Below are 12,128 nucleotides of genomic sequence, written 5' to 3' on the forward strand. Positions count from 1 at the left end.
GCGGGGGGCAGGGAGGTCCTTCAGGCGTTCTGCGGGAAGCCCAGGTTCAGGCCGCCGTGGCTCGGGTCGAGCCAGCGGCTGGTGATGACCTTGCCGCGGGTGAAGAAGTGCACGCCCTCGGCGCCGTGCGCGTGGGAGTCGCCGAACAGGCTGTTCTTCCACCCGCCGAAGGAGTAGTAGGCCATCGGGACCGGGATCGGCACGTTGATGCCGATCATCCCGACCTGCACCTCGTTCTGGAAGCGCCGCGCGGCGCCGCCGTCGTTGGTGAAGATCGCGGTGCCGTTGCCGTACTCGTTGCGGTTGATCAGCTCGACCGCGTGCTCGTAGGTGTCCACCCGCAGCACCGACAGCACCGGCCCGAAGATCTCGTCCTTGTAGACGCTCATGTGCGGCTCGACGTGGTCGACCAGCGTCGGGCCGAGCCAGAAGCCGTCCTCGGCGCCGTCGGGCTCCACCCGGCGGCCGTCGACGACGATCTTCGCGCCCTCCTCCTCGCCCGCGTCGACGTATGAGGCGACCCGGTCGCGGTGCTTCTTGCTGATCAGCGGGCCCATGTCGCAGCCCTTGCGGCCGTCGCCGGTGCGCAGCGTGTGGGTGCGCTCGGCGATGCGCGCGACCAGGTCGTCGCCGATCCCGCCGACGGCGAGCACGGCGCTGATCGCCATGCACCGCTCGCCGGCCGAGCCGAACCCGGAGTTGACCGCCTGGTCGGCGGCGAGGTCGAGGTCGGCGTCGGGCAGCACCACCATGTGGTTCTTCGCGCCGCCGAGCGCCTGCACCCGCTTGCCGTGGCGGGTGCCGGTCTCGTACACGTACTGGGCGATCGCGGTGGAGCCGACGAAGGACACCGACTGGATGTCGGGGTGCTCGAGCAGCCGGTCGACGGCGACCTTGTCGCCCTGCACGACGTTGAACACGCCGTCGGGCAGCCCGGCCTCCTGCCACAGCTCGGCCATCCACAGCGCCGCCGACGGGTCCTGCTCGCTGGGCTTGAGGACGACGGTGTTGCCGGTGGCGATCGCGATGGGGAAGAACCACATCGGGACCATCGCGGGGAAGTTGAACGGGCTGATGACCGCCACCGGGCCGAGCGGCTGGCGCACCGAGTGGACGTCGACGCCGGTCGAGGCGTTCTCGGTGAAGCCGCCGCGGACCAGCGACGGCACGCCGCAGGCGTACTCGACGACCTCCTGGCCGCGGGAGACCTCGCCGAGGGCGTCGTCGAGGACCTTGCCGTGCTCGGCGGTGATGATCGCGGCCAGCTCGGGCTTGCGGGCGTTGAGCAGCTCGCGGAAGCGGAACAGCACCGCCGTCCGCTTGGCCAGCGAGGTGTCCCGCCAGCCGGGGAAGGCCGCGGTGGCCGCGGCGACGGCGGCGTCGACCTCACCGACGTCGGCGAGCGCGACCTCGCCGATGACCTCGCCGGTCGCCGAGTCGGTCACGTCGCCGGTGCGGCCGCTGGAACCCTCCCGGCGGGCGCCGTCGATCCAGTGCGGGATGTGCGTGGGCATGGCTGCCTCTCGAGGGTCTAGGGAACGGGAACGGTGGTCTGCTGGGGAGCGGGTCGAGGTGCCACGGTGGCGGAGAGCGCGTCGCCGGGGAAGTGCTTGGTGACCAGGTCCCGGATCGCGGCGAGCATCCGCACCCCGGACTCGCGGGCCTGGTCGTCCCAGCCGAACACGCAGGTGGTGAGGACGCCGTCGAAGCCGATCCCCGCCAGGGCGGCGAAGGCCTCGTCGAAGTCGACGTCCCCGCGGCCGATCTCCATGTGCTGGTGCACGCGCACGGGGTTGCCCGGCGGGTTGGTGATGTAGCGCAGCCCGTCGGAGGCGGTGTGGTCCATCGAGTCGGCGACGTGCACGTGGGTGAGCTCGTCGCCGGCGTGGGCGATGATCCCGGCCGCGTCGTCGCCCTGGTGGAACGTGTGCGGCAGGCAGTACAGGAACGAGACGTAGGAGCTGTCGATGCCGCGGACCATGTCGACGGCGGGGTGTCCGAGCTCGATGAAGTCGTCCGGGTGCGGCTCCAGGGCGAGCTTGACGCCCTCCCGCTCGAAGACCGGCAGCAGCTCCTCCATCGACCGCCAGAACATCGCCTCGGCCAGCTCGGGCGCCTCCGGACGGCCGTTGAACTCGGAGTTCATCGTGTCCACGCCGAGCTCGACGCAGATCTCGATGGCCCGCCGCCAGTACCGGACGGCGGCCTGCCGCTCCACCTCCCCGGGGCCCGACCAGCGCATCACCGGCAGCACCGAGGTGACGCCCACGCCGGCCGAGGCGAGCTTCCCCCGGAACGCCCGCACCGTGGCGAGGTCGACCCGGGGGTGCTTGAAGAACGGGATGAAGTCCTCGCGCGGCGAGAGCTCGATCCACTCGTAGCCCATCCCGGCGACGACGTCGGGCAGCTCCAGCAGCGGCGTGGTCCGCAGCATCTGCGGGTCCAGGGCGATCCTCATCGCGACTCCATCCGCACCTCGGTGCGCTGCCCGGAGCGCAGCGCCGCCACGCCGGCCGCGCACACGGCCGAGGCCGCGTAGCCGTCCCACACCCCGGGCCCGTCGATGGTGCCGCGGCGGGCGGCGTCCACCCAGCGCTGCAGCTCGATGTCGTAGGCGCGGCCGAAGCGCTGCCGGAAGTCGGGGGCGACGGCCGTGCCGCGGGTCGCACCGCCGGGGCCGGCCGACTGCCGGACCAGGCCGAGGTCCAGGCCGATCATCGCGCTGCCGTCCTCGCCGACCACCTCGGTGCGCACCTCGTAGCCCACGCCGGTGCTCACGAAGCACTCGACGTCGACGACCCGGCCGCTCGTGGTCTCGAGCAGCACCAGGAGCGGGTCGGACAGCCCCTCGCGGGCGTGCCGCGTCGCCCGCGGCCGGACCACGGTGACCGCGGCGATCTCCTCGTCGAGCAGGAACCGGGTGACGTCGACCTCGTGCACCACCGAGTCGGTGATCATCATCTCGGTGGTGAAGCGCGCGTGGACGCCGGCGTTGCGGTGCGCGCAGTGGACCACCAGCGGCTCGCCGATCTCGCCGGACGCGATGAGCCCGCGCAGCTGCGCGTACTCGGGGTCGAAGCGGCGCATGAAGCCGACCTGCACCAGCCGGCGTCCGGTGCGCTCCGCGTACTCGTCCTCGGCCCGGACGACGGCCAGCGAGCTGTCGGCGTCCATGGTCAGCGGCTTCTCGCAGAGCACCGGCTTGTCGTGCTCGATGCAGGCGAGCAGCTGCTCCTCGTGGAACTCGCCGGGCGTGGCGATGACGACGGCGTCGACCTCGGGGTCGGCGATCGCGGCCCGCGGGTCGGCGACCACCCGGCACCCGGGCACCGTCGAGGCGACCTGCTCGGCCTTGTCGGCGAAGGCGTCGCTGACGACGGTGACCCGGGCCCCGGAGATCCGGCTGTGGATGCGGGCGACGTGGTCGGCGCCCATCAGCCCCACGCCGAGCACGGCGACGCGCAGCTCGGCGGCGGGGACGTCGGCCAGCTCCGGCAGCACGCCGGCGGCGGTCTCGGTGGTCGTCACGCCGAGGCCTCCGATCCGGCGGCGTTGGCCTTCGGGGCGCCGATCTGCAGCGACGGGAACCCGCAGCTGGCGATGTAGCGGTGGGTCCGCTGGGCGATGGGGAAGGGCACGTCCGGCGGGCACGGGTACAGGTCGTGCTCGACGATCGCGAACACGTCCAGGCCGAGCTCCTCGATCGCCTCGAGCAGCGGCGGATAGGCCGGCACGCCGTTCGGCGGCTCCACCATCGCGCCCATCTTCACCGCCTCGGGCCAGACGATGTCGTCGGCCAGCACGCGGTCGATGACCGCCGGGTCGACCTGCTTGAGGTGCAGGTAGCCGATCCGCTCGGGGTAGCGGCGGATCAGGTCGAGGTTGTCGCCGCGGTAGTAGCTGACGTGCCCGGTGTCCAGGCACAGCGGCACGTACTGCGGGTCGGTGTCGGCGAGGAACCGCTCGATGTCCTGCTGGTAGCCGACGTGGGTCTCGGCGTGCGGGTGGAAGGCGATGGACAGGCCGTACTCCTCCTGCACCGCCTTGCCCAGCTGGGTCACGCCGGTCGTCTTCGCCTGCCACGCCTCGGGGGTGAGGTGGCGGGACTCGACGTCCGCGCCGGTCTTCTGGTCGCGGAAGGTGTCGGGGATGACGACGACGTGGGTGCCGCCCATGGCCTGGGTCAGCGCGGCGACGTCCTTGACCTGGCCCCACACGGCGTCCCAGGAGTCCGGCCGGTGCAGGTGCTCGAACACGGTGCCGGCCGACACCCTCAGCCCGCGGGACCCGAGCTCGTCGGCCAGCTGCGCGGGGTCGGTGGGCAGGTAGCCGTAGGGACCCAGCTCGATCCACTCGTAGCCGCAGGCGCTCACCTCGTCGAGGAACCGCTGCCAGGGCACCTGTTCCGGGTCGTCCGGGAACCAGACGCCCCACGAGTCGGGGGCCGACCCGACGCGGATGCGGGCGCGGCCAGCCGCGGGGTGCTGCGCGGTCATGTCTTCTCTCCTCCGGGGACGGACGGGTGGGTCAGGACTGCGGGGTGTTCTCGGACGGGGCGAGGTAGGCCGGCCGCTGGACGGACTTCCAGCGGTCGTAGACGGCGCGGGCGTCCCGGGTGCTCTGCAGGGTGGAGACCTCGCTGACCGGCACGTCCCACCACGACTCGCTCGAGGGCGCGTCGACCAGCGGGTCGGTCTCGACGTGCACGACCGTCGTCCGGTCGCTCGCCTTCGCCTTGCGCAGCGCCGCCTCGAAGCTGGGCCCGTCCTGGGCGACGAGGACGTCGACGCCGAGGCTGGCGGCGTTGGCGGCGAGGTCGACCGGCAGCACGTCGCCGTCGAGCCGGCCGGACGCCGACCGGTAGCGGTAGCGGGTCCCGAAGCGCTGGGAGCCCAGCGACTCCGACAGCGCGCCGATCGAGGCGAAGCCGTGGTTCTGCACCAGGACGACGACGATCTTGACGCCCTCCTGGACGGCGGTGACCAGCTCGGTGGGCATCATCAGGTAGGAGCCGTCGCCGACCATCACGAAGACGTCGCGGTCGGGGCTGGCCATCCGGATGCCGATGCCGCCGGGGATCTCGTAGCCCATGCAGGAGTACCCGTACTCGACGTGGTAGCCCTTGCGGTCGCGGACCCGCCACATCTTGTGCAGGTCGCCGGGCATGGACCCGGCCGCGCAGACCACCACGTCGCGCGGGGCGGAGACCTCGTTGACGATCCCGATGACCTCGTTCTGGGTCAGCCGGCCGCCCTCGCCCGCGCTCGGCGTCTCGGGGTGGTAGGCGGCCTCGACGGTGGCCTCCCACTGCTCGGCCAGCTCGGCGGTGCGGGTGCGGTACGCGTCGTCGACCGACCAGCCGGCCAGCGCGTCGGCCAGCGCGGTGATCGCCTCGCGGGCGTCGGCCTGCACGGTCACGCCGGCGTGCTTGGCGGCGTCCATCGCGGCGACGTTGACGTTGACGAACCGCACGCCGGGGTCGTTGAAGGCGGTGTGCGAGGCGGTGGTGAAGTCCTGGTAGCGGGTGCCGATCCCGATGACGACGTCGGCCTCCCGTGCCAGGGCGTTGGCCGCGGTGGTCCCGGTCGAGCCGATCGCACCCACCGACTGCGGGTGGTCGTAGGGGAGGGCGCCCTTGCCGGCCTGGGTCTGCCCGACCGGGATGCCGGTGGCCGAGACGAAGGCGTCCAGCGCCTCGGTGGCGTCGGAGTAGACGACCCCGCCGCCGGCCACGACCAGCGGCCGGCGCGCCGACCGGATCACCTCGACGGCCCGTGCGAGGGCGGCCCGCTCGGGCAGCGGCCGTCCCACGTGCCAGGTCCGCTCGGCGAACAGCTCGACCGGCCAGTCGAACGCCTCGGCCTGCACGTCCTGCGGGAAGCACAGCGTCACCGCGCCGGTCTCGGCCGGGTCGGTGAGCACCCGCATCGCGCTCAGCAGGGCGCCGGGCAGCTGCTCGGGCCGCCAGATGCGGTCGAAGTAGCGCGACACCGGCCGGAACGCGTCGTTGACGGTCACGTCGCCGCTGTCGGGCCGCTCGAGCTCCTGCAGCAGCGGTCCGGCCGAGCGGGTGGCGAAGGTGTCGGCCGGCAGCAGCAGCACCGGCAGCCGGTTGATCGTCGCCAGCGCGGCGCCGGTGAGCATGTTCGTCGAGCCGGGGCCCACGCTGGTGGAGACCGCCCAGGTCTGCAGCCGGTCCTTGGCGCGGGCGTAGGCGACGGCGGTGTGCACCACGGCCTGCTCGTTGCGGCCCAGCACGTAGGGCAGCGCACCGGGTTCGTCGATCTCGGCCTGCAGCAGCGCCTGGCCCAGCCCGGCGACGTTGCCGTGCCCGAAGATCCCGAAGCAGCCGGCGAACAGCCGCTGCCGCTGCCCGTCGCGCTCGGTGTGCTGCTGGGCCAGGAAGCGGACGACGGCCTGGGCGACGGTCAGGCGCACGGTCTCGGTACGTGCCGGTGCGGGGTGCTCGCTCACGGTCGGGAGGCTCCGTTCTGCTCGGTGCCGGCGGGGGAGTGCAGGGGCAGCCGGGGGTCGACCGGCTCGTCGTCCCAGGTGCCGCGGATCCAGGCGTGCGCGGGGTCGTCGACGATCCGCCAGGCCCGCTCGGGGCCGGGGCCGGCCATGACGTTGAGGTAGTAGAGGTCGTGGCCCGGCGCGGCGATCGACGGGCCGTGCCAGCCGTGCGGCACCAGCACGACGTCGCGGTCCCGCACCTCGGCGAGGACGTCGATCGGCCGCTCGGCTGTGCCGTACACCCGGTGGTAGGCCAGGCCCGGCTGACCCTGGGGCCCGGCGGCGACCTCGAAGTAGTAGATCTCCTCCAGCTCGGTCTCCACGTCGGAGGTCTCGTCGTGCTTGTGCGGCGGGTACGACGACCAGTTGCCGCCCGGCGTGATGACCTCGCAGGCGATGACCGCGTCGGCCTCGAAGACGTCGGCGGTGGCGAAGTTGTTGACCTGGCGGCTGCACCGGCCCGCGCCGCGCAGCTCGACCGGGACGTCGGCGGCCGGGCCGTACCGGACCGGGAGCCGACGGCGGGCCCGGGCGCTGCACAGCGCGAACCGCCCGCCGTCCCGGCTGGAGAGGTCGGCGGACACGCCGAGAGGGAGGTAGGCGAAGTCGGTCGGCCCGGCGAAGACCCCGCTGCGCCCGGCGAGGGTGAGGACCTCGCCGTCGCACTCGACGGTCAGCCCGCCCTCCAGCGGGACGACGACGACCTCGTCGGGGCCGGTGTCGAGGGTGGAGCTGCCGCCGGCGGGCAGCTCGAGCACCCGCAGGCCGGAGTGCGCCCAGCCGGCGGACTCGGGGGTCACCTCGAGGGCGTACGGGCCGGCGGCGGCGCTGCCGGCGGGCAGGTGCAACGACGCGGCGGTCGCGGTCATCGGCTGCTCCTTCAGTGGACCAGGGAGACGGCGGTGTCGACGGCGGCGGCCACGTCGTCGTCCGGCGGGTAGAGCAGGGTCCGGCCCACGACGAGGCCGCGCACGGCCGGGAGCGCCAGGGCGTCGCGCCAGGCGGCGTAGGTCTCCTGCGGCCGGCGGGAGGGGTCGCCGCCGAGCAGCAGGGTGGGCAGCGTCGTGGCGTCCATGACCCGCTCCATCTCGGCGACCACCGGCAGCTTCAGCCAGGTGTAGGCCGAGGTGGCGCCCAGCCCCTGGGCGATGTGCACCGACCGGATGACCGCGTCGGGGCTCAGGTCGTTGGTGACCCGGCCCTCCACCCGGCGCGAGATGAACGGCTCGAGCATCGCCACGACCCCGGCCCGGGCCAGCTCGGTGATCGCCCGGCCGGAGGTCTCCAGCATGGCCACGGTGCTGGGGTCGTCGAGGTCGATGCGGTTGAGCATCTTCGCCGCGTCGAAGCGGGCCTCGACGACGCCGGCGACGTCGTAGCCGGTCATGCGGTCGTCGAGCTCGAAGCTGGCACCGGCCAGGCCGCCGCGGTTCATCGAGGCGACGACGACCTTGTCCTCCAGCGCCCCCAGGAGCAGCAGGTCCTCGGCGACGTCGGCGGTGGCCAGCAGCCCGTCGACGCCGGGGCGGTCCAGCGCGGTGCGCAGCCGGTCGAGCATCTCGGTGCGGCTGTACATCGCCGTCGGCCGGCCCTGCGCGGAGAACGCGCCGCGGGCGGGGTGGTCGGCGGCCAGCAGCATCAGCCGGCCGTCCTCCGGGAGGAAAGCCGGCCGCCGGCGGCGGGCGGCCAGGGCGCGGCCGATGGCCTCGGGGTCCCGGCTGCGCAGCTCGGTGACCTCGGCGTAGGTCGAGCACACCGGCGGCGGGGCGAGCACCGCGTCGGGGGAGAGGGCGGTGTCAGACACGGGTGTCCTCCAGGGAGGTGGCGGCGGCGACGTGCGCCTCGACCTCGGCGGCGGTCGGCATCGCGGTGGAGCACTCCAGGCGGGAGGCGACGATCGCGCCGGCGGCGTTGGCGTTGCGCAGGAGCTGCTCCAGCGGCAGGCCGGTGAGCAGCCCGTGGGCCAGGGAGCCGCCGAACGCGTCCCCGGCGCCGAGGCCGTTGACGACCTCGACCGGCGTGGGCGGGACGACGACCCGCTCGGTGCGCGTCTTGCCGAGGACGCCCCGCGGTCCCTGCTTGACGATCGCCAGCTCCACCCCGGCGTCGAGCAGCGCGTCCGCGGCCCGGTCGGGGTCGGTCTCCCCGACGGCGACCTCGCACTCCTCCCGGTTGCCGACGGCGACCGTGACGTGGGGGAGGGCGGCGCGGACCTGCTCGGTCGCCTCCTCGCGAGAGGCCCAGAACACCGGCCGGTAGTCCAGGTCGAGCACGGTGTACCGGCGGCGGCCGCGCGCCTCCCAGGCGGCGAGGTGCGCCGACCGGCTGGGCTCCTCGGACAGCCCGGTCACCGTCGCCCAGAACAGGGCGGCGTCCCGGACGGCCGCCCGGTCGAGGTCCTCGGGCCGGATCTGGAGGTCGGGGGCCTTGGGCCGGCGGTAGAAGTACAGCGGGAAGTCGTCGGGCGGGAAGATCTCGCAGAAGGTGACCGGCGTGGGGTGCTCGGGGTCGACGACGACGAACCGGTCGTCCACGCCGAGGTCGCCCAGCGCCCGCCGGACGAACCGGCCGAAGGGGTCGTCACCGACGCCGGTGACCAGCGCGACGGAGTGGCCGAGGCGGGCGGCGGCGACGGCGACGTTGGCCGCGCTGCCGCCGAGGAACTTGCCGAACGTCTCGACGTCCTCCAGCCCGACGCCGACCTGCAGGGGGTAGACGTCCACCCCGCTGCGACCCATCACCACCATGTCGAGGGCGTGTCCCACAGCTCTCCGTCCCCCTGCGTCGTCGGTCGCCGTCCTGTCGGAACTGTGCTCCGGGACACACTGCGGTGTCAAGAGTTTGTAAAGACATACGAGCAACAGGACGTGGAGATGTCGGGCTGCCCCGATGAGGTGAGGACAGGATGGGTCGCCGGGGTGGGATCATGGCCGTCGCGGGGGTGTCGAGGGGTCGGCCCCACCCGCGGCCCACGCGAGGAGGGACCGGTGGCACCTGTGCTGACGTTCGACATCGACCGCTCCAGTCCGACGCCGCTGTACTTCCAGCTCGCGCAGGCGATCGAGGGTGCGATCACCGGTGGCGCGCTGCCGGCCGGATCGCGGCTGGAGAACGAGGTCCTGCTGGCCCAGCGCTACGGGCTGTCCCGCCCGACGGTCCGGCGGGCGGTGCAGGAGCTGGTCGACAAGGGCCTGCTGGTCCGCAAGCGCGGCGTCGGCACCCAGGTGATCCAGCCGCACGTGCGCCGCTCGGTCGAGCTCACCAGCCTCTACGACGACCTGTCCCGGGCCGGCGAGGCGCCGACCACCGAGGTCCTCTCGCTGGACCGCGGCCCCGCGCCGGCCGACGTCGCCGAGGAGCTCGACCTGGCCGAGGGGGACGAGATCGTGGTGGTGCGGCGGCTGCGCCGCTCCCGCGGCGAGCCCCTGGCGCTGCTGACCAACCACCTGCCCGGCCGCTTCACGCCCACGATGGAGGACCTCACCGAGCGGGGTCTGTACCAGTACCTCCGCGCCCAGGGCGTGCACCTGCGGGTGGCCCACCAGCGCATCGGCGCGCGGCTGGCGCGGGCCGAGGAGGCCCGGCTGCTCGACGAGCCGCCGCGGTCGGCCCTGCTGACGATGTCGCGCACGGCGTTCGACGACCAGGGCGTGGCCGTCGAGTACGGCCGGCACGTCTACCGCGCCTCCCGCTACGACTTCGAGACGACGCTCGTCGGCCGCTGACCCGCCCGGGCCCTCGGCACGACCTGACGGCGTCAGGGCCGGCGCCGGGTCGTGGTGCCGGCCACACCTGCCACCCCGTCGTGGTGACACTCACACGCCGAGAGCGAGATCTGCCAGGCAGGTTGTCCGAACATGGGAAGGGCGGCACCGCGCCGCCCTTCCTCGCAGTCCGGAGACCCGCCATGCCCCGCAGCCTCCTCGACGCCCTCGGCCGCGCCCGCGCCGAGCGCCGTGCCCGCCGCGTCCTCGAGCAGGAGCTCGCCGACTACGCCACCCCCGCCGACCGGGACGAGCTGGCCGCCCTCTTCGCCGGCCGCGGCCCCTCCGGCAGCGAGGCGGCCGCCATCCTCGCCCGTCAGGCCGGCGTGCAGCTCTTCCGCGTCAGCTGAAGGGGTTCTCGCCGGCCTCGATCTCGGCGGCGAACTCCGCGATCGCCGCGCGGTCCGGGGTCGCGCCGGCGGAGCGCACCACGGCCTCCAGTGCCGCGGCGACCTCCTCGGCCGGCCGGCCGGACAGCCGCTCGCCGACCTCGGCCAGTGCCGGGGCGACCCGCTCGCTGACCAGCTCGGCCCGGCGCGGCACCGGCGGCTGCAGGAACCGCAGCAGCTCGCGCTGCAGGTCCCCCCTCGTCCGGCGCATCCGCACCCCCGGATCTCGTGGCCCGGTCCCGCCCGGGCCCGCACTGTGGACTGTGTCACATCCACCGCCAGGCCTGGGGTGGGCCGGGGGAGCCGCCCTAGCCTGGACACCAGACCGTCGACACGAATCCCGGCCCCGGTCCTCGGGGCGCCCGTCGTGGGGAGAGGTCCCATCACCCGTCGTCATCCTCCGGTCCGCACCAGCCCGGTGCGCAGCGCGGACGGAACGCTGCTGCGCGCCTGGTCCACCGAGCAGGACGGCGTGCCGGTCCTGCTGTGCAACGGCCTCGGCGCCTCGCCCGCGGCGTGGCCGGCCCTCCTCGCCCCGGACAGCGGCTTCCGGGTGGTCGGCTGGGACCACCGCGGGCTCGGTGCCTCGCACCGGCCCCGGGACCCGTCGCGGGTCCGGGTCGAGGACCACGTCGCCGACGCCCGTGCCGTCCTCGAGGCCTTCGACCTCTCCTCGGCCCTGGTCGTGGGCTGGTCGCTGGGCGTCAACATCGCCTTCGAGCTGGCGCTGGAGGACCCGCAGCGGGTGCTCGGCGTGATGGCCGTGGCCGGTGTCCCGGGGGGCAGCTTCTCGTCGCTGTTCGGGTCGCTCGGTCTGCCGCGGCGGCTGCGCCCGTCGGCCGGGCGGCACGGCAGCCGGCTGCTGCCGGTCGTCGGGCCGTTCCTGCCGCTGGTCACCGGGAGCCTGCGGCAGTGGCAGCCGCTGCTGTCCCTGGCCGCGCCGGAGCGGGCGAGCGACGCGGCCCGGCTGGCCGGCGTCCTGGCCGTCGCGCACGAGTTCGCCGGTCAGGACTGGGCCTGGTTCCGCCACATGGCGGTGGCCGCCGCCGACCACGCCCCGCTCGACCTCTCGCCGCTGTCCGGTCCGGTCACGTTCCTGGCCGGCCGCTACGACGTGCTCGTCGACGTCGCCGACGTGCGGGCCGCGGCGAGCAGCCTCCCCGGCGCGCGGTACCGCGAGCACCCGGCGTCGCACTTCCTGCCACTGGAGCGGCCGGACGTGATGGTCGACGAGCTCCGCCGGCTCGCCGGGGCGGGCGCCGTCGCGGCCTGAGCCGCAGTACCGCCTGCCGGCTCGGGACGTCTCGCGGCCCGTCGAGCAACCGGCGTTTCGCCAGCGGAGGGTGGGGCACACCAGGGACCGGACCGGCCCCGGCGTGGCCGTGAAACCCCCGCGCCGGGGCCGTGGCGTGTCCGCGGCGGGTCGCCCGCTCAGCCCCGCGGTGCGGCGAGCGCGGACGGC

Annotated in this window: 12 protein-coding genes; 3 read left to right on the forward strand and 9 right to left on the reverse strand. The window is 74.1% G+C overall.

Going from position 1 to position 12,128, the window contains the following annotated elements; genetic code table 11:
• Window positions 1-20: 20 nt before the first annotated feature.
• The 8 genes from ACI789_RS01470 to iolC are packed head-to-tail and all read right to left on the reverse strand — an operon-like array spanning window position 21 to window position 9,278.
• Window positions 21-1,514, reverse strand: a complete 1,494-nt coding sequence (locus tag ACI789_RS01470) for a CoA-acylating methylmalonate-semialdehyde dehydrogenase (protein WP_456920009.1) — start codon at window positions 1,512-1,514, stop codon at window positions 21-23.
• A 17-nt stretch (window positions 1,515-1,531) separates the two neighbouring features.
• Window positions 1,532-2,458, reverse strand: a complete 927-nt coding sequence (locus ACI789_RS01475; protein WP_457006368.1) for a sugar phosphate isomerase/epimerase family protein — start codon at window positions 2,456-2,458, stop codon at window positions 1,532-1,534.
• Complete coding sequence (locus tag ACI789_RS01480; RefSeq protein WP_457006369.1) at window positions 2,455-3,528, reverse strand: Gfo/Idh/MocA family protein; 1,074 nt, start codon at window positions 3,526-3,528, stop codon at window positions 2,455-2,457. The genes ACI789_RS01475 and ACI789_RS01480 overlap by 4 nt, the downstream gene beginning before the upstream one ends.
• A complete protein-coding gene (locus ACI789_RS01485; RefSeq protein WP_457006370.1) occupies window positions 3,525-4,496 on the reverse strand; it encodes a sugar phosphate isomerase/epimerase family protein in 972 nt (323 codons plus the stop codon). Before ACI789_RS01485 ends, ACI789_RS01480 begins: the two co-directional genes overlap by 4 nt.
• 31 nt (window positions 4,497-4,527) lie before the next feature.
• Window positions 4,528-6,474: a 3D-(3,5/4)-trihydroxycyclohexane-1,2-dione acylhydrolase (decyclizing) gene (iolD, locus tag ACI789_RS01490; protein WP_457006371.1), complete on the reverse strand. Its 1,947-nt coding sequence runs from the start codon at window positions 6,472-6,474 to the stop codon at window positions 4,528-4,530.
• Window positions 6,471-7,382 (reverse strand): 5-deoxy-glucuronate isomerase, encoded by a 912-nt coding sequence (gene iolB, locus ACI789_RS01495; RefSeq protein ID WP_457006372.1) that lies wholly within the window; start codon window positions 7,380-7,382, stop codon window positions 6,471-6,473. Before iolB ends, iolD begins: the two co-directional genes overlap by 4 nt.
• 11 nt (window positions 7,383-7,393) lie before the next feature.
• Window positions 7,394-8,317 carry a class I fructose-bisphosphate aldolase gene (locus ACI789_RS01500; protein ID WP_457006373.1) on the reverse strand — a complete coding sequence of 308 codons (924 nt, stop codon included), beginning with the start codon at window positions 8,315-8,317 and terminating at the stop codon, window positions 7,394-7,396.
• Window positions 8,310-9,278: a 5-dehydro-2-deoxygluconokinase gene (iolC, locus tag ACI789_RS01505; protein ID WP_457006374.1), complete on the reverse strand. Its 969-nt coding sequence runs from the start codon at window positions 9,276-9,278 to the stop codon at window positions 8,310-8,312. The genes ACI789_RS01500 and iolC overlap by 8 nt, the downstream gene beginning before the upstream one ends.
• 222 nt (window positions 9,279-9,500) lie before the next feature.
• On the opposite strand from iolC, the gene ACI789_RS01510 reads away from it, so the two are divergent.
• Both ACI789_RS01510 and ACI789_RS01515 read left to right on the forward strand, forming a co-directional pair.
• Window positions 9,501-10,238 (forward strand): GntR family transcriptional regulator, encoded by a 738-nt coding sequence (locus tag ACI789_RS01510; protein ID WP_457006375.1) that lies wholly within the window; start codon window positions 9,501-9,503, stop codon window positions 10,236-10,238.
• Window positions 10,239-10,420: 182 nt separating this feature from the next.
• Window positions 10,421-10,627, forward strand: coding sequence for a hypothetical protein (locus ACI789_RS01515; RefSeq protein ID WP_456920018.1), 207 nt, complete (start codon window positions 10,421-10,423; stop codon window positions 10,625-10,627).
• On the opposite strand, the gene ACI789_RS01520 is transcribed toward ACI789_RS01515, so the two are convergent.
• Entirely contained in the window at window positions 10,620-10,877 is a 258-nt protein-coding gene (locus tag ACI789_RS01520; protein WP_456920019.1) for a hypothetical protein, read from the reverse strand. The two genes, ACI789_RS01515 and ACI789_RS01520, sit on opposite strands and share 8 nt — an antisense overlap.
• Window positions 10,878-11,084: 207 nt before the next feature.
• Between ACI789_RS01520 and ACI789_RS01525 the strand changes: the two genes are divergently transcribed.
• Window positions 11,085-11,939, forward strand: coding sequence for an alpha/beta fold hydrolase (locus ACI789_RS01525; RefSeq protein ID WP_457006377.1), 855 nt, complete (start codon window positions 11,085-11,087; stop codon window positions 11,937-11,939).
• Window positions 11,940-12,128: the final 189 nt, after the last annotated feature.

The sequence above is a fragment of the Geodermatophilus sp. SYSU D00965 genome (assembly GCF_054050075.1).

Excerpts from the sequence above, each read along its gene's own strand:
- ACI789_RS01520 (WP_456920019.1), bottom strand. The coding sequence starts at position 10,877 with ATGCGCCGGACGAGGGGGGACCTGCAGCGCGAGCTGCTGCGGTTCCTG.
- ACI789_RS01515 (WP_456920018.1), top strand. The coding sequence starts at position 10,421 with ATGCCCCGCAGCCTCCTCGACGCCCTCGGCCGCGCCCGCGCCGAGCGC.
- ACI789_RS01475 (WP_457006368.1), bottom strand. The coding sequence starts at position 2,458 with ATGAGGATCGCCCTGGACCCGCAGATGCTGCGGACCACGCCGCTGCTG.
- iolB (WP_457006372.1), bottom strand. The coding sequence starts at position 7,382 with ATGACCGCGACCGCCGCGTCGTTGCACCTGCCCGCCGGCAGCGCCGCC.
- ACI789_RS01470 (WP_456920009.1), bottom strand. The coding sequence starts at position 1,514 with ATGCCCACGCACATCCCGCACTGGATCGACGGCGCCCGCCGGGAGGGT.
- ACI789_RS01485 (WP_457006370.1), bottom strand. The coding sequence starts at position 4,496 with ATGACCGCGCAGCACCCCGCGGCTGGCCGCGCCCGCATCCGCGTCGGG.